General features: G+C 73.6%; 21 protein-coding genes. 9 read left to right on the forward strand and 12 right to left on the reverse strand.

All coding sequences use genetic code 11. The features are described from left to right. Window positions 1-5: 5 nt before the first annotated feature. A complete protein-coding gene (gene clpB / locus HPC71_RS19190) occupies window positions 6-2594 on the reverse strand; it encodes an ATP-dependent chaperone ClpB (protein ID WP_154612598.1) in 2589 nt (862 codons plus the stop codon). A gap of 290 nt (window positions 2595-2884) precedes the next feature. Here clpB and HPC71_RS19195 point away from each other — a divergent pair, with 290 nt between their 5' ends. Genes HPC71_RS19195 through HPC71_RS19205 form a run of 3 tightly spaced genes read left to right on the forward strand, consistent with a single transcriptional unit; the run spans window position 2885 to window position 5813 of the window. Further along, window positions 2885-3670 (forward strand): hypothetical protein, encoded by a 786-nt coding sequence (locus HPC71_RS19195; protein WP_154616630.1) that lies wholly within the window; start codon window positions 2885-2887, stop codon window positions 3668-3670. Then, window positions 3667-4308: a hypothetical protein gene (locus HPC71_RS19200; RefSeq protein ID WP_154612596.1), complete on the forward strand. Its 642-nt coding sequence runs from the start codon at window positions 3667-3669 to the stop codon at window positions 4306-4308. Before HPC71_RS19195 ends, HPC71_RS19200 begins: the two co-directional genes overlap by 4 nt. After that, on the forward strand, window positions 4305-5813 hold the full coding sequence (locus tag HPC71_RS19205) for an ATP-binding response regulator (protein ID WP_154616629.1): 1509 nt from the start codon (window positions 4305-4307) through the stop codon (window positions 5811-5813). Before HPC71_RS19200 ends, HPC71_RS19205 begins: the two co-directional genes overlap by 4 nt. Before the next feature lie 24 nt (window positions 5814-5837). Here HPC71_RS19205 and HPC71_RS19210 read toward each other — a convergent pair whose 3' ends face one another. Genes HPC71_RS19210 through dnaK form a run of 4 tightly spaced genes read right to left on the reverse strand, consistent with a single transcriptional unit; the run spans window position 5838 to window position 10006 of the window. After that, window positions 5838-6275 (reverse strand): heat shock protein transcriptional repressor HspR, encoded by a 438-nt coding sequence (locus HPC71_RS19210; RefSeq protein ID WP_154612594.1) that lies wholly within the window; start codon window positions 6273-6275, stop codon window positions 5838-5840. Window positions 6276-6277: 2 nt separating this feature from the next. Further along, complete coding sequence (dnaJ, locus tag HPC71_RS19215) at window positions 6278-7462, reverse strand: molecular chaperone DnaJ (protein ID WP_171897068.1); 1185 nt, start codon at window positions 7460-7462, stop codon at window positions 6278-6280. Between the two features lie 43 nt (window positions 7463-7505). Then, window positions 7506-8159 carry a nucleotide exchange factor GrpE gene (gene grpE, locus HPC71_RS19220; protein WP_253943803.1) on the reverse strand — a complete coding sequence of 218 codons (654 nt, stop codon included), beginning with the start codon at window positions 8157-8159 and terminating at the stop codon, window positions 7506-7508. Next, window positions 8156-10006 (reverse strand): molecular chaperone DnaK, encoded by a 1851-nt coding sequence (gene dnaK, locus HPC71_RS19225; RefSeq protein WP_154616628.1) that lies wholly within the window; start codon window positions 10004-10006, stop codon window positions 8156-8158. The genes grpE and dnaK overlap by 4 nt, the downstream gene beginning before the upstream one ends. 295 nt (window positions 10007-10301) lie before the next feature. Between dnaK and HPC71_RS19230 the strand changes: the two genes are divergently transcribed. Beyond that, window positions 10302-11285: a M28 family metallopeptidase gene (locus HPC71_RS19230; protein ID WP_154616627.1), complete on the forward strand. Its 984-nt coding sequence runs from the start codon at window positions 10302-10304 to the stop codon at window positions 11283-11285. On the opposite strand, the gene HPC71_RS19235 is transcribed toward HPC71_RS19230, so the two are convergent. Further along, the gene (locus tag HPC71_RS19235; RefSeq protein WP_154616626.1) at window positions 11269-12630 is read right to left on the reverse strand and encodes a CapA family protein; all 1362 of its coding nucleotides are present in this window, start codon (window positions 12628-12630) and stop codon (window positions 11269-11271) included. The genes HPC71_RS19230 and HPC71_RS19235 overlap by 17 nt on opposite strands. A gap of 186 nt (window positions 12631-12816) precedes the next feature. Here HPC71_RS19235 and HPC71_RS19240 point away from each other — a divergent pair, with 186 nt between their 5' ends. Then, window positions 12817-13782 carry a type IV toxin-antitoxin system AbiEi family antitoxin domain-containing protein gene (locus HPC71_RS19240; RefSeq protein WP_154616625.1) on the forward strand — a complete coding sequence of 322 codons (966 nt, stop codon included), beginning with the start codon at window positions 12817-12819 and terminating at the stop codon, window positions 13780-13782. A 195-nt stretch (window positions 13783-13977) separates the two neighbouring features. On the opposite strand, the gene HPC71_RS19245 is transcribed toward HPC71_RS19240, so the two are convergent. Next, on the reverse strand, window positions 13978-14427 hold the full coding sequence (locus HPC71_RS19245; protein WP_216656472.1) for an NUDIX hydrolase: 450 nt from the start codon (window positions 14425-14427) through the stop codon (window positions 13978-13980). A gap of 65 nt (window positions 14428-14492) precedes the next feature. On the opposite strand from HPC71_RS19245, the gene HPC71_RS19250 reads away from it, so the two are divergent. Further along, window positions 14493-15338, forward strand: coding sequence for an aldo/keto reductase (locus HPC71_RS19250; RefSeq protein WP_154616624.1), 846 nt, complete (start codon window positions 14493-14495; stop codon window positions 15336-15338). A 40-nt stretch (window positions 15339-15378) separates the two neighbouring features. Here the strand turns inward: HPC71_RS19250 and HPC71_RS19255 are convergent, their stop codons facing one another. Then, window positions 15379-15930, reverse strand: coding sequence for a universal stress protein (locus HPC71_RS19255; RefSeq protein WP_154616623.1), 552 nt, complete (start codon window positions 15928-15930; stop codon window positions 15379-15381). A gap of 10 nt (window positions 15931-15940) precedes the next feature. Continuing rightward, a complete protein-coding gene (locus HPC71_RS19260) occupies window positions 15941-16441 on the reverse strand; it encodes a MarR family winged helix-turn-helix transcriptional regulator (protein ID WP_257866245.1) in 501 nt (166 codons plus the stop codon). Between the two features lie 39 nt (window positions 16442-16480). Between HPC71_RS19260 and HPC71_RS19265 the strand changes: the two genes are divergently transcribed. After that, on the forward strand, window positions 16481-17467 hold the full coding sequence (locus HPC71_RS19265) for a DMT family transporter (RefSeq protein ID WP_216656474.1): 987 nt from the start codon (window positions 16481-16483) through the stop codon (window positions 17465-17467). Here HPC71_RS19265 and HPC71_RS19270 read toward each other — a convergent pair. From HPC71_RS19270 to HPC71_RS19280, 3 genes are read right to left on the reverse strand one after another with little or no spacing between them, the layout of a single operon-like run. Next, on the reverse strand, window positions 17454-18059 hold the full coding sequence (locus tag HPC71_RS19270; RefSeq protein WP_154612586.1) for a hypothetical protein: 606 nt from the start codon (window positions 18057-18059) through the stop codon (window positions 17454-17456). The two genes, HPC71_RS19265 and HPC71_RS19270, sit on opposite strands and share 14 nt — an antisense overlap. A 58-nt stretch (window positions 18060-18117) precedes the next feature. Then, the gene (locus HPC71_RS19275; RefSeq protein WP_154616621.1) at window positions 18118-18609 is read right to left on the reverse strand and encodes a nitroreductase family deazaflavin-dependent oxidoreductase; all 492 of its coding nucleotides are present in this window, start codon (window positions 18607-18609) and stop codon (window positions 18118-18120) included. A gap of 31 nt (window positions 18610-18640) precedes the next feature. Next, the gene (locus HPC71_RS19280) at window positions 18641-19063 is read right to left on the reverse strand and encodes a nuclear transport factor 2 family protein (protein ID WP_171897069.1); all 423 of its coding nucleotides are present in this window, start codon (window positions 19061-19063) and stop codon (window positions 18641-18643) included. Between the two features lie 46 nt (window positions 19064-19109). On the opposite strand from HPC71_RS19280, the gene HPC71_RS19285 reads away from it, so the two are divergent. Both HPC71_RS19285 and HPC71_RS19290 read left to right on the forward strand, forming a co-directional pair. After that, entirely contained in the window at window positions 19110-20009 is a 900-nt protein-coding gene (locus HPC71_RS19285; protein ID WP_154616619.1) for a TIGR03619 family F420-dependent LLM class oxidoreductase, read from the forward strand. A 4-nt stretch (window positions 20010-20013) separates the two neighbouring features. Continuing rightward, complete coding sequence (locus HPC71_RS19290) at window positions 20014-21174, forward strand: hypothetical protein (RefSeq protein WP_171897070.1); 1161 nt, start codon at window positions 20014-20016, stop codon at window positions 21172-21174. Window positions 21175-21176: the final 2 nt, after the last annotated feature.

The raw sequence follows: 21176 nt of genomic DNA on the forward strand, positions 1-21176 counted from the left end.
CCAGGTCAGTCGGCCCGCAGCGCCAGACCCTCCTCGCCGAGGTCGACCGAGACCGAGCCGCCGTCGGTGACCTCGCCCGCGATGAGCATCCGGGCGAGCGGATCGCCGATGGCCGACTGGATGAGCCGGCGCAGCGGCCGGGCGCCGTACGCCGGGTCCCAGCCCTTCTCGGCGAGCCAGGTCCTGGCGGCGTCGCTGACGTGGATCGTGATGCGCCGCACCGCCAGCCGCTGCTCGAGCAGCGCGAGCTGGAGGTCGACGATCTTGGTCAGGTCGGCCAGCGAGAGCGCGTCGAAGGTGACGATCTCGTCGAGCCGGTTGAGGAACTCGGGCTTGAAGGAGGACCGGACCACCGCCATCACCGACTCCTTCTTCTTCTCCGGCTCCAGCGTCGGGTCGACCAGGTAGGTCGAGCCGAGGTTGCTGGTCAGGATGAGGATGGTGTTGCGGAAGTCGACCGTGCGGCCCTGGCCGTCGGTCAGCCGGCCGTCGTCGAGGACCTGGAGCAGGATGTCGAAGACCTCCGGGTGCGCCTTCTCCACCTCGTCGAGCAGGACGACGGAGTACGGCCGGCGGCGGACCGCCTCGGTGAGCTGGCCGCCCTCGTCGTAGCCGACGTAGCCCGGAGGCGCACCGACCAGCCGGGAGACCGAGTGCTTCTCGGAGTACTCGCTCATGTCGATGCGGACGATCGCCCGCTCGTCGTCGAAGAGGAAGTCGGCCAGCGCCTTGGCCAGCTCGGTCTTGCCGGTGCCGGTGGGGCCGAGGAAGAGGAAGGATCCGGTCGGCCGGTTGGGGTCGGCGATGCCGGCCCGCGAGCGGCGTACGGCGTCGCTGACCGCGGTCACGGCCTCGCGCTGCCCGATCAGCCGCTCGCCGATGACCTCCTCCATCCGCAGCAGCTTGGCGGTCTCGCCCTCGAGCATCCGGCCGGTCGGGATGCCGGTCCAGGCCTCGACGACCTCGGCCACCTGCTCGGCGCCGACCTCCTCGCCCACCAGCGGCTCGAGGGTGGACGTGGACGTCGTGGAGGCGGTCTCGATCTGCGCCTCGAGCTCGGGGATGCGGCCGTAGAGGATCTCGCTGGCCTTGCCGAGGTCGCCCTCGCGCTGGAGCCGTTCGGCCTCGATCCGCAGCTGGTCGAGCCGGCGGCGCAGCTCGCCCTCGCCCTCGAGGGACTGCTTCTCGGTCTCCCAGCGGGCCTCGAGCGCGCGCAGCTCCTCCTCGCGGTCGGCGAGGTCGGCGCGCAGCCGCTCGAGCCGGTCGACGGAGGCCTCGTCGCTCTCCTTCTCCAGCGCGAACTCCTCCATCTTCAGCCGCTCGACGCGGCGGCGCAGCTCGTCGATCTCCTCCGGGGAGGACTCGATCTCCATCCGCAGCCGGCTCGCGGCCTCATCGATCAGGTCGATGGCCTTGTCGGGCAGCTGGCGGCCCGGGATGTAGCGGTCGCTCAGGGTCGCGGCGGCGACCAGGGCGGCGTCGGTGATCCGCACGCCGTGGTGGGCCTCGTACTTCTCCTGGATGCCGCGCAGGATCTGGACGGTGTCCTCGACGCTCGGCTCGCCGACGAAGACCTGCTGGAAGCGGCGCTCCAGCGCGGGGTCCTTCTCGATCCGCTCGCGGTACTCATCGAGCGTGGTCGCGCCGATCATGTGCAGCTCACCGCGCGCGAGCATCGGCTTGAGCATGTTGCCCGCGTCCATCGCGGAGTCGCCGCCGGCGCCGGCCCCGACGACGGTGTGCAGCTCGTCGATGAAGGTGATGATCTGGCCGCCGGCGTCCTTGATCTCCTCCAGGACCGCCTTGAGCCGCTCCTCGAACTCACCGCGGTACTTCGCGCCGGCCACCATCGCGGCGAGGTCCAGGCTCAGCACGCGCCGGCCCTTGAGGGAGTCGGGCACGTCCCCGGCGACGACCCGCTGGGCGAGCCCCTCGACGACGGCGGTCTTGCCGACGCCGGGCTCGCCGATGAGGACCGGGTTGTTCTTGGTGCGCCGGGAGAGCACCTGGACCACCCGGCGGATCTCGGCGTCGCGGCCGATGACCGGGTCGAGCCGGCCCTCCTCGGCGGCCAAGGTCAGGTCGACGGAGTACTTCTCGAGCGCCTCGTAGGTCGACTCGGCGTCCTCGCTGGTCACCCGGCGGTTGCCGCGGACGGCGGTCAGCGACTCGCGCATCCCCTCGGCGGTCAGTCCGGCGTCGGTCAGCACGGTGCGGGCGCTGCTCTCGACGGTGGCCAGCGCGATCAGCAGGTGCTCGCTGGCGACGTAGTCGTCCTTCATCGAGGACGCGAGGTCGAGCGCGCTGGCGAGCACGCGGGTCAGCGCGGCCGAGGCGGTGGGCTGCTGCACCGTCGCGCCCGACGCCTTCGGCAACCGGTCGCGCTCGGCGGCGGCGACACGGACCAGGCCGGCCACGTCGACCCCGGCCTTGGCGACCAGGTTGGCGGCCGTGCCGCCCTCCTGGAGGAGCAGGGCCACCAGGAGGTGGATCGGCTCGGTGTGGCTGTTGCCGGCGGTCGTGGCGGAGAGCTGGGCAGCCTCGATGGCCTCGCGACTGCGGGTGGTGAACTTCTCGGCGCCGAACTGGCTCATGGGCGTCTCCTGTTGCGTGCGGGGGACCAGTGTGGTCGTCATCGGTACCAACGCGCCAGAAGTTGAGTCTGTTCCGCTCAACTTCCTTCAGTTCCCGCAGGTGGCGCCGGGGGCCCGTCCAGGGTCGAAGGTCGCGACCGGGGGTGGCCGATCGGCCGGGGTCCCCGCCTCCTGCCTAGTCCGGCCGGGCAGTTGCCGCCCGATTTCCCACGAACGACCCGACGTCCCCGGTCCGTCGACCTAGCCTCGCCGCGGGAGTCCTCGCCGCGGCGGGGGCGGGGGAGGGACACATGACGGCCTGGACGGCCGCGAGCGGCGCGAGCCTGCTCGCGCACGGCGTGCACTGGACCATCGTCCTCGGCGGGACCGCCGGGATGGTGGCGCTCGTGCTGCCCTCGGCGCTCGACCGGCTCGCGCCGGGGCTCGCACCGCGGCTCAACCCGGCGCCCGCGACGCCGCGGGACGAGCACGAGCGACGGGTCCACGAGGTCCGGCAGCGGCTGGCGGCCGGCGCGCCCAGCGGCGTACCCACCGCCACGCCGTTCTTCCTCGCCGGCGCCGCGGCCCGGCGCCCCCGCCCGGCTCCGTCGTACGACGCCCGCCTCACCGCCCCGCTCGCGCTGGTCGCCGCGCTGGCCGCCGCGGGCGTGCACGCGGCCGTCGGCGCGGCCCACCTCGCGGCCCAGCCGCTGCTGGGCGCGTTCTTCCTCGCGTGCGGGCTGGCCCAGCTGGCCTGGGCCGCGCACGCCCTCCAGGGTCCGTCGGTCGGGTCGGTCCGCGCCGCGCTGCTCGGCAACGCCGGGCTGGTGGCGGTGTGGCTGGCCTCGCGCACCACCGGCCTGCCGGGCGTCCCCGGCCTCGGGGAGCCCGAGCCGGTCGGCGCCTGGGACCTGCTCGCCGTCGGGTGGCAGCTGGTCCTCGTCGCGGCGTGCGCCCGACTGCTCGCCCGCGGAGCCACCGCGACCCGCCCGGCCGCGGCGGCCGCGTGGCGGGAGTGGCAGCCCGCGGCCCGATGGTTCCTCCTCGGGTCCGCCCTGGTCCTGGCCCTGACGTCGACGAGCGGAGTGGCGGCATGATCGAGTCCTGGGTCGTCGGCCTGGTGTGCAACACCGTGATCATGGTCGCCTACCTGCTGATCAGCGTCGCGATCATCGTGCCGCTGTGGCGCAGCCACCAGCTGCGGTCCAACCCGCTCGGGGCGGCCACCGCGGCGATCTTCCTCTCCTGCGCGGTCCACCACGGCGCCCACTCGGTGCACATGCTGATGCCCGAGCTCGGCTACGACCTGGCCGCGGGCTACGCGATGCGCACCGCGTGGGGATGGCCGCTGGCGATCTCCGACATCTTCGGCGCCCTGGTCGGCGTCTGGTACTGGTCGCTGCGCCGCACCTACTCCTCCCTCATGCAGGGCGCCCAGCTCTTCGAGGACCTCCGCCGCCGCGAGCAGCAGGCACTCGAGCTCAACGACACCGTCCTGCAGGGCATGGTCGTGGCGAAGATGGCGCTCGACCTCGACGACCCCGCCAAGGCGAACCGGGCGCTGGAGACCTCCATCGAATCCGCCAGCCGGATCATCACCGACCTGCTCGGCAGCGAGCACTTCACCGTGGGCATGACCCGCAGCGCGCCGGCCGACGTCATCGCCCCGGCCGCCGCGACCGCCGCGACCGCGGCCACCACGGAAGGCACCCCCACCGAGAGGCCGCCCACATGAGCACCGCACCCCGCATCGAGCCCAGCCGCGTCGTCATCATCGACGACACCGCTGACCTGCGCGAGCTGCTGCGCATGGCCCTGGACCGGGGCGGCTTCGAGGTGGTCGCCGAGGCCGGCGACGGCCGCGCCGGCATCGAGGCGGTCCGCGAGACCCGGCCCGACGTGGTCCTGCTCGACCTGTCCATGCCCGTCATGGACGGCCTCGAGGCGCTGCCCTCGATCCGGCGCCTCGCCCCGCAGGCCAGGATCGTGGTGCTCTCCGGCTTCGGCGCGACCCAGATGTCGGCCCGCGCGATGGCCGCCGGCGCGGACGGCTACGTGCAGAAGGGCGCCTCGCTCACCTCGATCCTCGACTACGTCCGTGCCGTCACGGCCGGAGGACCGGTCCGCGCGCCCCGCCCCCTCTCGGTGGTCCCCGAGCCGCCGAGCACCGCCCCGGAGGAGCCCGACCAGATGACCGACGACGCGGGCGACACGCTCACCGTCGAGGAGGAGACCTCCCCCCGGCCCACCGTGCACGCCCCGGACACCAGCGAGCCGACCCAGCCGCCGATCGGCGCGCACGTCTCGTCCTGGGAGGCGCTCGGCATGGCGCCGTACGGCGTGCTCGAGCTGGCCGACGAGCCGCTGTTCCGCGTCGTCTACGCCAACACCGTCGCGCAGCGCCTGCTCGTCGAGCGGTGCGCGCCCGGCACCCCGCTCTCGCTCGTGGCCCCGCAGCTGGCCGGCCCGGTCGCCTTCCACCGGCTCGACGGCGACGCCTCCTTCGAGATCGTCCTGCCCGGCGGCGCGGCCCGCGCCACCCTGCGCCGCACCGGCTGGTCGGTGCTGGTCTACCTCGACTCGGCCTCCGACGACGTCGGGCTGCTGCGCCGGGCGATCGCCACGACCGCGCACGAGATCCGCGGCCCGGTCGCCGTCATCTGCGGCATCGCCGAGACCATCGGCTGGGCCGGCGCCGACCTCGACGCCGAGCAGCGCGACCGGCTGATGACCTCCGTGGCCCGCCAGGCGCGGATGCTCGACAGCATCACCGCCGACCTGCTGACCGCCGCGCAGATCCAGCGCGGCACGCTCCGCATCGACCTGCAGACCGTCGACCCGCGCTCCGCCATCGAGTCGGTCGTGGCCGACCGCTACGACGTCACGCTCCGCGTCGAGGACGAGCGGCTCGTGCGCGCCGACCCGCTGCGGTTCGAGCAGATGCTCACCAACCTGCTGGGCAACGCCCAGAAGTACGGCGCCGCGCCGTACACCGTGCACGTGCGCCCCGACGGCGACCTGGTCTCCATCGACGTCGTGGACGCCGGCGAGGGGGTGCCCGAGGAGTTCCGCGCCTCGCTGTTCGGCGAGTTCAGCCGCGCCCACGGCACCGTCGCGACCGGCACCGGCCTGGGCCTCTACGTCGTGCGGACCCTCGCCGAGGCGCAGAGCGGGCGGGCGTCGTACGCGCCGGGACCCTACGGCGGGTCGGTCTTCACCATCAGCCTGCGCGCCTGCTGAGGCCGGGCACGGGTCAGCGGCGGGTCAGCGGCTGCGGCGCCAGACGACGATCGCGGCGGTGGGGTCGGGCGAGCGGAGCACGGGCAGCTTGTTCGCCACGACCTCGGTACGTCGCGTGGTGACCGCCTGGCGCAGCGCCTCGCGGGTGGCGTCGAGCTCGTCTCGGAGCTCCTCGTTGCGGGCGCGCAGCGCGTCGACCTGGTTCTGCAGCTCCATGATCCGGCGCACGCCCTCGATGCCGATGCCGGCCGAGGTCAGGTCGGCGATCTCGCGCAGCCGCTCGATGTCGCGGTGGGAGTAGCGCCGGCCGCCGCCGACGGTGCGCCCCGGCGTGATCAGGCCGAGGCGCTCGTAGGTGCGCAGCGTCTGGGGGTGCAGCCCGGTGAGCTCGGCGGCGACGCTGATGACGTAGACGGCGGCGTCCGGGCCCGGGACGAACGGCGGGGTCGTCGACGCCGTCATCCTCAGCTCCCCTCGAACAGCCCGGCCCGCAGCGGCTTGCCCGCCATCGCCTCGCGGTAGGCCTCGACCGCCTCTCGGGTCCGCGCGTCCAGCACCGCCGGGACCTGGACCTCGACGGTGGCGAGCAGGTCGCCCTTGGACCCGTCGGCCTTGGGCGCGCCCTTGCCGCGCACGCGGAACGTGCGGCCGGTGGGCGTGCCGGCGGGGATCCGGAGGGTGACCGGGGCGCCCCCGAGCGTCGGGATCTTCACCTCGGCCCCGAGCGCGGCCTCGTCGAAGGAGATCGGCACCTCGAGGGTGAGGTTGGCGTCCTTGCGGCCGAAGATCCGGTGCGGGGAGACCTTGACGGTGACGTAGAGGTCGCCGGCCGGGCCGCCGTTCTCCCCTGCCGCGCCCTTGCCGCGCAGGCGGATCCGCTGGCCGTCCTTGACCCCCGCGGGGATCCGGGCCTGGATGGTGCGCGCCGAGGTGCCGCGGCCGCTGCCGTGGCAGGTGGGGCACGGCTCGTCGTAGATGAGCTGCCGGCCGCCGCAGCGCGGGCAGGTCTCGTTGATGGCGAACGCGCCGCCGGCCGAGGACACGACGTACCCCGCGCCCTCGCACTCGGGGCACACGTGGGGCTTGGTGCCGGGCTTGCCGCCGGTGCCCGAGCAGGTGGGGCAGGGCGCGTCGGAGGAGAGCCGCAGGGAGACGGTCACGCCCTCGATCGCGTCGGTGAAGCCGATCGTCGCCGTCGTCTCGACGTCGGCGCCCTTGGTGGGCCGGCGGGCCTGCTGGGTGCGCCGCCCGAAGCCGCCGCCACCCCCGAAGATGTCCCCGAACATGTCCCCGAAGCCGCCGCCACCGCCGGCGCGGTCGCGGAGCAGGTCCTCGAGGTTGATGCCGCCCGCGCCACCACCGCCGAAGCCGCCCCCGCCGCCACGGAAGCCGCCGGAGGCGTAGAGGGAGCGCATCTCGTCGTACTTCTTGCGCTTCTCGGGGTCTCCGACGACGTCGTACGCCTCGGCCACCGCCTTGAACTTCTCGTGCTTGGCGGTGTCGCCGGGGTTGGAGTCGGGGTGGTTGGCGCGCGCGAGCCGCCGGTAGGCCTTCTTGATCTCGTCGGCCGTGGCGTCCTTCTTCAGGCCGAGCTCGGCGTAGAAGTCCTTCTGGGCCCAGTCGGCCCGGAAACCGTCGTCGGTGCTCACGCGCACCTCCCTCCCTTCGTCACGTGTCTCCTGCTGCGTTCGTCTACTGGGGCGGGTCCGCGACCAGGACCTGCGCCGCGCGCACCACGCGGTCGCCGATCCGGTAGCCCGCCTTGGCGATCACCTTGCAGGTGGTCACCTCGACCTCCGGGTCCTCGCCGAGGTGGCTGAGCGCCTCGTGCAGGCTCGGGTCGAACGCGTCGCCCGCGGTGCCGAACTTGGTCAGCCCCAGCCGCTCGACGGTCCGCTCGAGCTGCTCGGCGACGGCCTTGAACCCGGCCTCGAGCTCCTGGCCCTGGTGCTGCGCCGACTCCCGCGCCCGGTCGATGGTGTCGAGGACCTCGATGATCGGCGTGAGCGCGGCGTACGTCGCGTTCTCCCGGATCAGGTCGCGGTCCCGCTCGACGCGGCGCTTGTAGTTGACGAACTCGGCCTGCAGTCGCTGCAGGTCGGAGGTCCGCTCGGCGAGCTCCATCCGGGTGAGGGTGAGCTCGTCCTGCGCCGGGTCGGGGGCCGAGCCCTCGGCGCCCGGCTCGCCCGCGACGTCCTCGGGGGCGAGGTCGGGCCCGGGCGCGGCGGGGGTCTCGGCGACCCCCGCCTCGTCCACGTGGCCGGCCGCGTCGCCGGTGACCGGGTCGACCGGGTCGTCGGTCATCGGCGGGCCATTGATGTCCTCGGGCTGCTGGGCGCCGCTCACTTGGCCTCGCCCTCGGTGCCCTCGTCGACCACCTCGGCGTCGACGATGTCGTCGTCGGCCTCGCCGGTCGCACCGGCGTTGCCGCCCGCGGCGGAGGCGTCGGCCTCGGCCGCGGCGTACATCGCCGCACCCATCTTCTGGCTCGACTCACCGAGCTTGGTGACGCCGGCCTGGATCTCCTCCGAGGAGGCCTCGGTGTTCTCCAGCGTCGCCTTGAGCGCGTCGACGTCGGCCTGGACCTCGGTCTTGACCTCGTCCGGGATCTTCTCGCCGTTGTCGGCGAGGAACTTCTCGGTCGTGTAGACGAGCTGGTCGGCCTGGTTGCGGGCCTCGACCGCGGCGCGACGCTTGGCGTCCTCCTCGGCGTACTGCTCGGCCTCGCGGACCATCCGGTCGATGTCGTCCTTCGACAGCGCCGAGCCGCCGGAGATCGTCATCGACTGCTCCTTGCCGGAGGCCTGGTCCTTCGCGGTGACGTGGACGATGCCGTTGGCGTCGATGTCGAAGGTGACCTCGATCTTCGGCACGCCGCGGGGGGCCGGCGGGAGGCCGGTCAGCTCGAAGTTGCCGAGCGGCTGGTTCTGCGACCACATCTGGCGCTCGCCCTGGGCGACCTTGATCTCGACCGAGGGCTGGTTGTCGTCGGCGGTCGTGAAGATCTCCGAGCGCTTGGTCGGGATCGTGGTGTTGCGCTCGATCAGCGTGGTCATCACGCCGCCCTTGGTCTCGATGCCGAGGGAGAGCGGGGTGACGTCGAGCAGCAGGACGTCCTTGACCTCGCCCTTGAGGACGCCGGCCTGGAGCGCGGCGCCGAGCGCCACGACCTCGTCGGGGTTGACGCCCTTGTTGGGCTCCTTGCCGCCGAGCAGGTCCTTGACGACGTCGGTCACGGCCGGCATGCGGGTCGAGCCGCCGACGAGGACCACGTGGTCGATCGCGGAGACGCTGACGCCGCCGTCCTTGAGGACCTGCTGGAAGGGCTTCTTGGTGCGCTCGAGCAGGTCGGCGGTGAGCTTCTGGAACTCGCTGCGCGTCAGCTTCTCCTCGAAGTGCAGCGGGCCGGACTCGCCGTGGGTGATGTAGGGCAGGTGGATCGTGGTCTCCGAGGAGGAGGACAGCTCGATCTTCGCCTTCTCCGCGGCCTCCTGGAGGCGCTGCTTGGCGATCTTGTCGGCGGCGAGGTCGACACCGTTGGCGTTCTTGAACTTGGTGACCATCCACTCGACGACGCGGGAGTCCCAGTCGTCACCACCGAGGTGGTTGTCACCGGAGGTCGCCTTGACCTCCACGACGCCCTCGCCGATCTCCAGCAGCGAGACGTCGAAGGTGCCGCCACCGAGGTCGAAGACGAGGATCAGCTGGTCGTCGCCCTTGTCCAGGCCGTAGGCCAGCGCGGCCGCGGTCGGCTCGTTGACGATGCGCTGGACGTTGAGGCCCGCGATCTCGCCGGCCTCCTTGGTGGCCTGGCGCTGGGCGTCGGAGAAGTACGCCGGCACGGTGATGACCGCGTCGGTCACCGGCTCGCCGAGGTAGGCCTCCGCGTCGCGCTTGAGCTTCTGGAGCACGAACGCGCTGATCTGCTGCGGCGTGAACTCCTTGTCGTCGATCTTGACCTTCCAGTCGGTGCCCATGTGGCGCTTGACCGAGCGGATGGTCCGGTCGACGTTGGTGACGGCCTGCCGCTTGGCGACCTCACCGACGAGGACCTCGCCGGACTTGGAGAACGCGACGACCGAGGGGGTGGTGCGGGCGCCTTCCGCGTTCGTGATGACGGTGGGCTCGCCGCCCTCCAGGACCGACACGACGCTGTTCGTCGTGCCGAGGTCGATGCCGACCGCACGTGCCATGGGTGCAACCTCCGCTTGAGTGTGGTGCTGGGTGTGGTGCCTGTGGTGGTGCTGGGGATCTTGCTGGGTCTTGCTGGGTGCCCGCCGGGATTGCCGGCGGGGATGTCGGGGACCGGGAGCGCCGGGGCGCCCGCGGTGCGAGTCCGAGTGTGACAGACCCCTTGAGTCCGTCAAACTCAACTTTGCTCACTGGGCACAACGGAGGGTGGGGCGGGGTTGTTCCCGGCCGCCGGATGTGGTGCGCACCACTCGTCCCTCCTCTGCTTCGGGGCCTGGGTAGGGCACCATCGGGGACGTGCGCCGGATCACGATCGCCTCGGTCGCGGCCCTCGCCTGCCTCACCGGTGCGTGCAGCGAGTCCGCGCCGACCCCCGACCCGGCCCCGGGCGCCGAGCGGTCCCGCACCTCGGCCGCGCCCTCCCCCACCTCGGACGCGCCGACCCCGCCTGCCCCGCCGGCCGAGCCGGTGCGTCGGGTCTCCCCCGACGACGTGCGCGTCGCGACGGCGGTCGCCGCGGTGGAGCACCTCGCGGGCACGGTCGGCCCGCGGCCGGGGACGTCGGCGGCGTACCGGCGTGCCGCCCGGTGGGTGGCGGGCCGCTTCCGCGAGCTCGGCTGGTCGGTGGAGCAGCAGCGGTTCCCGACGCCGGCGGGCATCTCGTGGGGGATCCCGGTCCGCGGCGGCCCCTCGACCAACGTCATCGCGACCCGGGGCGACGTCCGGCCCGGGCGGCCGTGGCTGCTCGTCGGCGCCCACCTCGACACCGTCCCGCAGGCGCCGGGCGCGGAGGACAACGCCTCGGGCGTCGGCGTCCTGCTCGCGGTCGCCGAGGCGCTGGCGGGGCGGCGCTCCCGCCTGCCGGTGGTGCTGGTCGCGTTCGGCTCCGAGGAGCCGCGGGGTCCGAGCGACGACGACCACCACTACGGCTCACGCGCGTACGTCGCCGGGTTGTCGACCGCCGAGCGGGGCAGCTTGAACGGCATGGTCTCCCTCGACCGGGTCGGCGTCGGGTCGGTGCTGCCGGTGGGGAGCGCGGGGGACGGCGACCAGGTGCAGCGGCAGCTGCTCGCGGCGGCCGAGCGGGCCGGCGTGCCGGCGGTGAGCGACCTCGAGCAGCGCTCCAGCGACCACTGGTCCTTCGTGCGGGCGGGCCTGCCCGGGGCGCGCCTGGGCAGCACGTCCTACGCGGCGTACCACCGCGCCACCGATGTGCCGGCCGTCGTCTCCCGCGACCAGCTGGGCCGCACGGCGCGGACCGTGGTCAGCTGGCTCCGCTGACGGCGTACGGACCGGTGCTCGTGGACCACACGTCGGCCAGGATGCCGGCCGCGCGCTCGCCGCGGACGAACCGCGGGGCGAACGTGGTCGGGTCCATCGCGTAGGGCACCAAGCGGACGGCCTTGAGGTCGCCGCCCCAGAAGGTCGCCTCGAGCACGACCCCCTCCAGCGTCTGCTCCATGAAGTCCATGTCGAAGACGAAGTTGCCCAGCGAGTGCAGCACCGGCACGCCGTCGACCACGTCCACGCCCTGCACCCAGTGCGGGTGGCCGCCGACGACGAGGTCGGCGCCGGCGGAGACGAGCCGGCGGGCGACGGCGCGCTGGACCGGCTCGGGGCGGTGGGTGTACTGCGTGCCCCAGTGCGGCAGCGCGACCACCACGTCGGCCTCGGCCGCCGCGCGGGCGATCGTGCGCTCGACGTGGCGCAGGTCGGCCTCCACGAGCGGGCCGGTCCGCGGCGGCATCCGCACGCTGAGCGCGCCGGGCTGCGTCGGCGTGGCCTGCGGCGTCTCGCCGATGGCGTTGAAGCCGACGAAGGCGAAACGCACCCCGCCCCGCCCGAGGTACGCCGGCCGGCTGGCCGCCCTGCGGTCCCGCCCGGCCCCGAACGCCTCGATCGGGCTGGCCCGCAGCGTGCGGACCGTGTCGAGCAGCGCGCCCACCCCGAAGTCGCCGGCGTGGTTGTTGGCCAGCGACAACGCGTCGAACCCGGCGCGCCGGAGCGGCCCCAGCAGGGCCGGCGTCGACCCGAACGAGTCACCGCCCTGGGTCGGCGCGCCGTCGAGGCTCAGCGTGCTCTCCAGGTTGCCGACCGTGACGTCGGCGGCGCGGAGCCGGCCGGCCGTCGGGGCGAGCGCACCCCACGGGTCCGGCACCCCGCGGACCAGCATCACGTCGCCGACCACCGTCAGGTCGATCGCCCGCGGGTCGTCGCGGACCGGGTCGCGGCCGCCCACCCGCGCCACGGTGACCGTCGGGCCGACGTCGTCCACCGGCACGACCGCCAGCGTGCCGGGGCCGCGCTCGACCGCCCGCAGCCGGCGCTCGACGGGGCCGGTCGCCACCACCCGCCGGCCGCGCCACCGGGTCACCTCGCCGGACACCAGCCGCGCCGTCGTACGGCTCGACAGGCGCGGCTGCGGCTCAGTCGCGTGGCCGACCACGACCAGCTCCGCGTCCGGCCCGGCGCTCGGGCTGGGGCTGGGGCTGGGGCTGAGACCATCGCTCGGGCTCGTGCTCGCCCGCGGGCCCGGGTCGGCGGCCGGCCGCGGCTCGGAGGTCTCGTCGGTGCACCCGGCCAGCAGCAGCCCCAACACCACGAGCCCCGCCCCCCACCGCCTCATCCCGCCACGCTAGCCGCCGAAGTGGGACCCGTGCAGGGTCGAAGTGGCACCCGTGCAGGGTCGAAGTGGGACCCGTGCAGGGTCGAAGTGGCACTCCTGCAGCATCGAGGTGGCACTCCTGCAGCGTCATCCACAGGCTGCGGACGCGGTGGGTCCGGCCGGGCCGAGTACGGGCAGACCTCACCCATGAGCCGACTGCCCGATGGACCCTTCACCCGCGACGAGCTCGCGCGCTGCGGCGTCGGCCGCGGCGTGCTCGACCGGCTCGTCGCCACCGGCGAGGTGCGCAAGGTGCTGCACCACGTCTACTGCCGCGCGGACGTCCCCGACTCCGTCCGGCTGCGGGCGGCGGCGGCCGCCCTCGTGCTGCCGGCGCACGTGGTGGTGTGCGACCGGTCCGCCGCGTGGCTGCACGGCATCGACGCGTTCGACCCCGACGAGGTCGGCACGGTGCCGCCGCTCGAGGTCGTCTCGTACGGCGGCCACGACCGGACCCGCCGGGAGGGGACGTACGCCGGCAAGCGGGCCCTCTGCGACGCGGACATCTCCGTGCTCGAGGGCGGGGTGCTCGTCACGAGCCCGGCTCGCACCGCGTGCGACCTGGCGACCCTGCGCGGTCGCCGCACGGCACTGGCCGTGCTCGACGCCTTCCGCCGACGCTTCGACCTCAGCGAGGCCGACCTCGTCCGGATGCTGCCGCGCTATGCCCGCCGCCGCGGCGTCACCCAGCTGCGCCAGCTCATCCCGCTCTCCACCGACCTCGCGGAGTCGATGCCCGAGTCGTGGACCCGCTGCGTGATCCTCGACGAGGGCCTGCCCGCCCCGACGCCCCAGGTCGAGGTCTGGGTGGACGGCTACGGGCTGGTGCGCCTGGACCTCGGCTACCGCGGGCTCAAGGTCGCGGTGGAGTACGACGGCGAGGAGCACCACTCCTCGGCCGCCGACCGGGCCGCCGACGAGCGCCGCCGGGCCGCGCTCCGGGCCGACGGCTGGATCGTCATCGTGGTGCGCCGGGCCGACCTGGCCCACCCGGCGTCCGAGCGGTGGCTCACCGAGCTGCGCGACGCGATCGCCGAGCGGCAGCGCCCGCACCGGCGTCGGCACGCCCGCGGCGAGCAGCACCCGGCGTACCGCCGGCGACGTCCGGCCTGACCCGGCCCTGCACGACTGCCACCTCGACCCTGCAGGACTCCCACCTCGACCCTGCAGGACTCCCACCTCGACCCTGCACGAGCGCCACCTCGACCCTGCACGAGTCCCACCTCGACCCTGCAGGACTCCCACCTCGACCCCGCACGAGTCCCACCTCGACCCTGCAGGAGTCCCACCTCGGCGGGCGGGGGAGGGTCAGAGGAGGTCGAGGGCGAGGTCGACGAGGGAGACGTGCGGGAGGCGGGCGGCCTCGGCGGGGGTGAACCAGCGGGCCTCGTCGGTGCTGCCGCCGATCTCGGCGGTGAGCTCGCCGCCGGTGATCGTGGCGGCGAAGAGCACCCGCACCGCCTTCATCGGCCGGTCGGTCTCGATGTGGCGGCGGGAGGCGGGGATGACGTAGCTGTCGACGGTGAGCAGCCGGTCGAGCCGGACGTCGTACCCGGTCTCCTCGCGCACCTCGCGGACCGCGCCCTGCTCGGCCGTCTCCTCGAGGTCGACACCGCCGCCGGGAAGCGTCCACCGGCCGCCGTCGGGCGACTCGTTCCACAGCGCGAGCAGGATCCGGCCCTCGTCGTCGGTGATCACGGCGTACGACGCCAGGCGGGTGTCGTAGGCGGTGTACGGGACCGGCTCGGGAGCGTTCACGTGACCATCCTCTCCCGTCGGCGCGTCGGGGAAGGATTTGGAGGCGGCTGGTCTTGTCGGGAGGCATGAGCGTCCCGACGATCACCCTCAACAACCAGACCACGATCCCGCAGCTCGGGTTCGGCACCTACCAGGTCCCGCCGGAGGAGACCGCCCGCGCGGTCGGCACGGCGCTGGAGATCGGCTACCGGCACGTCGACACCGCTCAGATGTACCGCAACGAGGCGGGCGTCGGCGAGGCGGTCAAGGCCTCCGGCATCCCGCGCGAGGAGCTGTGGATCACCAGCAAGCTCAACAACGGGTTCCACCGACCCGACGACGCCCGGCGCGCCTTCGACGAGACGCTGGCCAAGCTCGGCGTGGACACCATCGACCTGTTCCTCATCCACTGGCCGCTGCCGACGCTGTACGACGGCGACTACGTCTCGACCTGGCGCACGTTGACCGAGTTCGTCGAGCAGGGCCGCGCCCGCGCCGTCGGCGTCTCGAACTTCCAGCCCGCCCACCTCGACCGGATCGTCGAGGAGACCGGCGTGGTCCCGGCGGTGAACCAGATCGAGGTCCACCCCTACTTCTGCAACGAGGACGCCCGCGCCGCCTCGATCCGTCACGGCGTCGAGGTCGAGGCCTGGTCGCCGATCGCGCAGGGTGCGGTGCTCGACGACGAGGTGATCGGCCGGATCGCGGCGACGTACGGCAAGACGCCCGCCCAGGTGACCCTGCGCTGGCACGTCGAGCGCGGCGACATCGTCTTCCCCAAGTCGGTCACCGAGCAGCGGATCCGGGAGAACTTCGACATCTTCGACTTCTCCCTCACCGTCGAGGAGGTCGCCGAGATCAGCGCGCTGGACCGCGGTGCGGCCGGCCGCACCGGCCCGGACCCGGACACGTTCGACTACGTGCCGTCCTGACCTGTCCCCGACGCAAGCACGGCCGCCAGGGCCGGCCCGCTCACTCGGCGGGTCGGTCCTCGGCGGGCCGGTCCTCCGCGGTCGGCACGGCGACGTCGAGGGTGCGGGTGCGATCGGTCTCGTTGGTCCGCGCGCCGCGCACGACGACGACCGGGCAGGAGGCGTGCCGCACGAGCTGGTCGGAGGTCGAGCCGAGCGCCAGGCCGCGGAAGCCGCCCCGGCCGCGCGAGGAGACCACGACGAGGTCGGCGTGCTCGGAGGCGTCGAGCAGGGCGCTGCCGGCGGGGCCGGCGTACGCCTCGTAGCGGACGTCGACGCCCTGGCCGTGGGAGGCGACGGCGGCCGCGGTGTCGGCGCGCAGGTCCTCGAGCACGGCTTCCTCGAAGTCCGCGCGCGGCGGGACGTAGCCGAAGGTCTGGGTCTTGGGCCGCGGCGCGGTCGCCAGCGTCCAGGCCCGCAGCACGGTGACCGATCCGCCGACCTTGCGGGCGTGGTCCAGCGCCCACTCCAGCGCGTGCAGCGCGGGCTGCGAGCCGTCGTTGCCGACGACGATGCGGGTGCCGGTGACGGGGGTCTGCGCGGTCTCGCTCATGACCAGAACCCTAGTCGGCGGCTTCCAGCGCCCGACCCCAGTGCTCCAACAGCGCGGCGAGCTCCTCGCGCTGCCCCGCGGAGAGCCCGGCGAGCAGGCGGTGCTCGTTGGCGATGTGGTCGCCGAACGCCCGGTCGATCAGCGCCCGACCCTCCGCGGTCAGCGCCACGACGCGGCCGCGACCGTCGCGCTCGTCGACGCGGCGGGTGACCCAGCCCTGCTGCACGCAGCGGTCGACGCGCTTGGTGACCGCACCGGAGCTGACCATCGTCGAGGCGGCGAGCACGCCGGGCGTCAGCTCGTACGGCGTGCCGGCGCGGCGCAGCGCCGCGAGCACGTCGAACTCCCCCTCCCCCAGGCCGTGCTCGGCGTAGACCGCGACCAGCTCCTCGGTCAGCCGGGCGGCGAGGCGGTGCAGCCGAGCGATGACCCCGACGGGGCTGACGTCGAGGTCGGGCCGCTCGTCGTGCCACTGGTCGAGGACGTGGCCGACGAAGTCCGGGGCAGTCACGATTCGACGATATCTCACTTGGAAGATACTTTGTCTTCCGTGGAAAGTATCTCGGCTCGCACCGTCGCCCTCACCGCCGTCGCACCCATCGCGTGGGGCACCACCTACCTGACGACCGAGGCGCTGCTCCCGCCGGACCGACCACTGTTCAGCGCGGTGGTCCGCGCCCTGCCCGCAGGCCTGCTGCTCCTGGCGTTCGCCCGCCGGCTGCCCCGCGGCGCGTGGTGGTGGAAGGCCGGCGTGCTCGGCCTGTGCAACATCGGGCTGTTCTTCCCGCTGCTCTTCCTCGCCGCCTACCGGCTCCCCGGCGGCCTCGCCGCGACCCTCCAGGCCACGCTCCCCCTCGCCGTGATGGCCCTGGCGTACGTCGCGCTCGGCGAGCGCGCCCCCGGGCGCGCCGTCGTGGCGGCCCTGGTCGGGCTGGGCGGCGTCGGGCTGCTGGTGCTCGGCTCCCCGGGCGGGTTGGACGCGCTCGGGCTCGCGGCCGGGGTCGCCTCGGTGGCCGTCGCCGCGACCGGCCTGGTCCTGACCAAGCGCTGGCGTGCCCCGGTCGACATGCTGACCCTGGTCTCCTGGCAGCTGGTCGCGGGCGGGCTGCTGCTGGTCCCCGTGGCACTGCTCGTCGAGGGCGCGCCGCCGGCGATCGACGCCCCGGCGGCCCTCGGGTACCTCTGGCTGGGCGGCGTCGGGACGGCCCTGGCCTACGTGTGCTGGTTCCGCGGCCTGACCCGGATGTCGGCCGGCGCCACCGCGCTCGTCGGCCTGCTCAATCCCGTCGTCGGGACCGCGCTCGGCGCGCTGGTCGCCGGCGAGGCGTTCGGGCCGCTCCAGGGCCTCGCCGTCGCGCTCGTGCTCGGCGGCGTGCTGGGCGGCGTGACCGCGAGCCAGCAGCGCTCGACCCGGCGGGCGCGCCCCGTCCCCGTGGCCGGCCGGCCCGCCCACCACGCGCAGCCGGACCGCACCGCGCAGCCGGACCGCACCGCGCAGCCGGAGCGCCTCCGGGAGCCGGCGCTCAGCCGATCGTGACGGTGACCTCGTTGGACTCCAGGCCGGTGCTGGTGTCGACGACGCGGAACTTGTTCTCACCGAGCTGGCCGGTCTGGATGTAGGTGGAGAACATCTCGTTGCTGACCGAGGCGGTGACCGGGAAGTCGACCCACGTGCCGTCGGCGAAGCGCTGGACCTGGAGGATCGCGCCCTCGCCGCCGGTGTAGACGCCGGTGAGGTCGATCTGCTGCATCGGCGTGACGCTGGCCTGGCCGGCCGAGAGCGAGATCTCGTCCTCGGCCGCCTCCGTGGTGGCGGACTCCGAGGGCTCAGCCGACGCGGACCCGTCACCGCCCGGCTCGGGCGCCAGGGTGATGAGCGGCCCGTCGGGCTCGTCGGTCGGCTGGGGCTTGGGCAGGTAGAACGCCTGCTGGTCCGAGGAGCGACCGGAGCCGCCGTCGTCGCCGCCGAGGCCGAGCACGCTCACCGCGCCGAGCGCGACGCCGCCGAGAACGAGGCCGACCACCAGCCCGACGCCGACCAGCGCGATCAGGCCCGAGAGCACGGGGCGGTCGGGGCGCTGGTCACCGAGCTTGTCGGTGGGCGGGCCGGAGGGCTGGTCGGGGGGCACGCGCCCATTGTCAGGGACGGACCCAACGCAGCCAAGCGCCAGCCCCGGCGGGCGGCCCTCAGCCCCGGCGCGGCTCGAGCACCACGACCGGGATCTCCCGGTCGGTCCAGCGCTGGTAGCGGTCGAAGTCGGCGTACAGCTCGACGAGCCGCGGCCACAGCGCCGCCCGCTCCTCGGGGTCCGCGACGCGCGCCCGCACCGGGCGCACCCGCTCGCCCTTGAGCGCCACCTGGGTGTCGGGGTGGGCGAGCAGGTTGCGGTACCACTGCGGGTGCTTCGGCAGCCCGCCCTGGGAGGCGACGATCACCAGGTCCGCGCCGTCCTCGAGGTAGAGCAGCGGCGTGGTGAACCGGGTGCCGGACTTCCGCCCGACGTGGTCGAGCAGCAGCGTCGGCACCGGCTTGCGCCACCCGGCGCCGATGCGCCACGTGCTGCCGACGCGGCCGTTGGTGGCGCGGAACGCCGCCACCTGGACCTTCGCGACGCGCTTGAGCACCTTCGGGACCACGGGGGAGTCGAGACCGGCCGGCTTCTCGTCGGGGAGACCCATGGCCCGGACCCTAGTGGTCACCGGGCCGCCCTCAGGTCCGCTTCCAGACGATCTCCTCGCGCAGCTCCCGGCTGCGCCACCCGTCGGGGGTGCGGACCATCCGGTGGTGGTAGATCCCGCCGAACTCCACGACCCGCTCGGCGCCGTCCTCGCCGGTCACCGGCATCGGGTTGTGGAAGTACGCCGCCACCTCGGCCTCGTCGCCGGCCAGCTCGATCGCCACCTGACCGAGCGTGTGCATGCGCCGGGGGAAGAACGCCGGCAGCACCTCGGCCAGCCAGGGCGCGACCTCGGCGTAGCCGCCCGCGATGCCGCCGGACTCGGTGTAGTCGATCTGCGCGTCCGGGGTGAAGACCGTCTCGAGCCGGTCGAACTCGCCGGTGTCGATGGCGCGGGTGTAGCGGGTGAGCACGGCGGCGATCTCCGTGCGGTCGCTGAGCTCCTGAAGGTCCACGCCGGAACCCTGGCACAGAACTGGAACACGTTCTACTGTTCGGCGCATGCGATTCACCTACGCCGAGGCGATGACCCGGGCGGACTACTACGCGCCGCTCGCGCAGGCCGCCGAGGCGGCGGGCTACACGAGCATGACCGTCGCCGACAGCCTCATCTACCCCGAGGAGTCGGACTCGACGTACCCCTACACCGACACCGGCGACCGGGAGTTCCTCGACGGCAAGGAGTTCATCGAGGCGATGGTGCTCTGCGCGCACCTGTTCGCGGTGACCAGCACGCTGCGGCTGACGCCGTTCGTGCTCAAGCTGCCGGTGCGCCCGCCGGTGCTCGTGGCCAAGCAGGCCTCCTCGCTGGCCGCCCTGTCCGGCAACCGGCTCGGCCTCGGCGTCGGCATCTCGCCGTGGCCCGAGGACTTCGCCGCGCTCGGCGTGCCGTGGGAGCGGCGCGGCAAGCGGATGGACGAGTGCATCGACATCGTCCGCGGCCTCACCCGCCCCCAGGACCCCGACGGCGGGCAGGAGTACTTCTCCTACTCCGGTGAGTTCTACGAGGTCGCCTCCCTCAAGCAGACCCCCGCTCCCACCGCCCGGCTGCCGCTGCTCGTCGGCGGCCACGCCGACGCCGCGCTGCGCCGCGCGGTGCGCAAGGGCGACGGCTGGATGCACGCCGGCGGCGACGGCGAGGAGCTCGACCGCCTGCTCGCCCGGCTCGCGGAGATCCGCCGCGAGGAGGGCGACACCCGCGAGGACTTCGAGGTCCACGTCATCTCCTACGACGCCTACGACCCCGACGGGATCAAGCGCCTGGCCGACAAGGGCGTCACCGACTGCATCGTCGGCTTCCGCGTCCCCTACGTCGTCGGGCCCGACACCGAGCCGCTGGAGAAGAAGATCGCCCACCTCGAGCAGTACGCCGAGAACGTCATCGCGAAGGTCGAGGGGTGACCCGGTGAGCAGCTCGCTGGACCTGACCAAGCCGCTCCGGGACGCCATCGCCGAGGCCGAGGAGCTGATCGCGAACGCGCCGTTCATCCGCACCGAGCAGGACCGGCTCGAGGGCTACGAGTACCTCGCCGGGCGGATCCGGATGGCGATGCAGACCGCGTTCGACTACGACCTCGAGCGCCCGCTGTTCGTCAACCCGACCCACCAGTTCTCCCGGCAGGGCCTGGACAACCCCGACGCCCTCTACTTCAACGCCTTCCTCCGCGAGGGCGTGGAGTACGTCGTGCGCGGGCGCCGCGGGACGACCGCCGACCTGTCCTTCCAGGTCATGGCGGGGACCTACGGTCCCGGGCAGGCGCCCCGTAGTTGCGCAGCCTTCGACGACCGCGAGCTCGACATCGCCGACGACGGCACCTTCGAGTTCCGCTACACCGCCGAGCCCGGCGCCACGACCCTCATCGTCCGCGAGGTCTTCAACGACTGGGACACCGAGGAGCGCGGGGTGCTGTGGATCGAGCGGCCCGACACGATGGGGCGCCCGGCGGCGCCGCTGACCGAGGCCCGGCTCGCCAAGCGCTACGAGGTCGCCGCCCGCTCGCTCGTCGGCTCGATCCAGACCTGGTTCGCCTTCCCGCACTTCTTCCAGTACCAGCAGCCGGTCAACACCCTCACCCCGCCGCAGACCACGCCCGGCGGGCTCGCCTCGCAGCGCTCCTCGATCGGCCACTACGAGCTCGGCGAGGACCAGGCGCTGGTCATCACCGTGCCCGAGTGCACCGACTGCGCCTACCAGGCGGTCCAGATCGGCTCGGACTGGTACGTCTCGACCGACTACGAGACCCACCAGACCTCGCTCACCAAGGCCCAGGCGGTCACCGACCCCGACGGGATGATGCGCTTCGTGGTCTCCGAGCGGCCTCCGTCTGTACCTGGGGGGAGCATCGCCAACTGGCTGGAGACCACCGGCCACCGCACCGGCTCGATGATGCTGCGCTGGCAGCGCCTCGAGCGCGACCTCGGCCCCGAGGACGGCCCGAGCGTCGAGGTGGTGCCGTTCGACTCCGTGCGCGACCTCCTCCCGCACCACTCCCCCGTCACCCCCGAGGAGTACGCCGCGCGGATCGCCGCCCGGCAGCGCTCCGTCGCCCGAAGGATGCTGAGCTGACC

Source organism: Nocardioides marmotae (genome assembly GCF_013177455.1).
In the GTDB taxonomy this organism is placed as follows: Bacteria; Actinomycetota; Actinomycetes; order Propionibacteriales; family Nocardioidaceae; genus Nocardioides; species Nocardioides marmotae.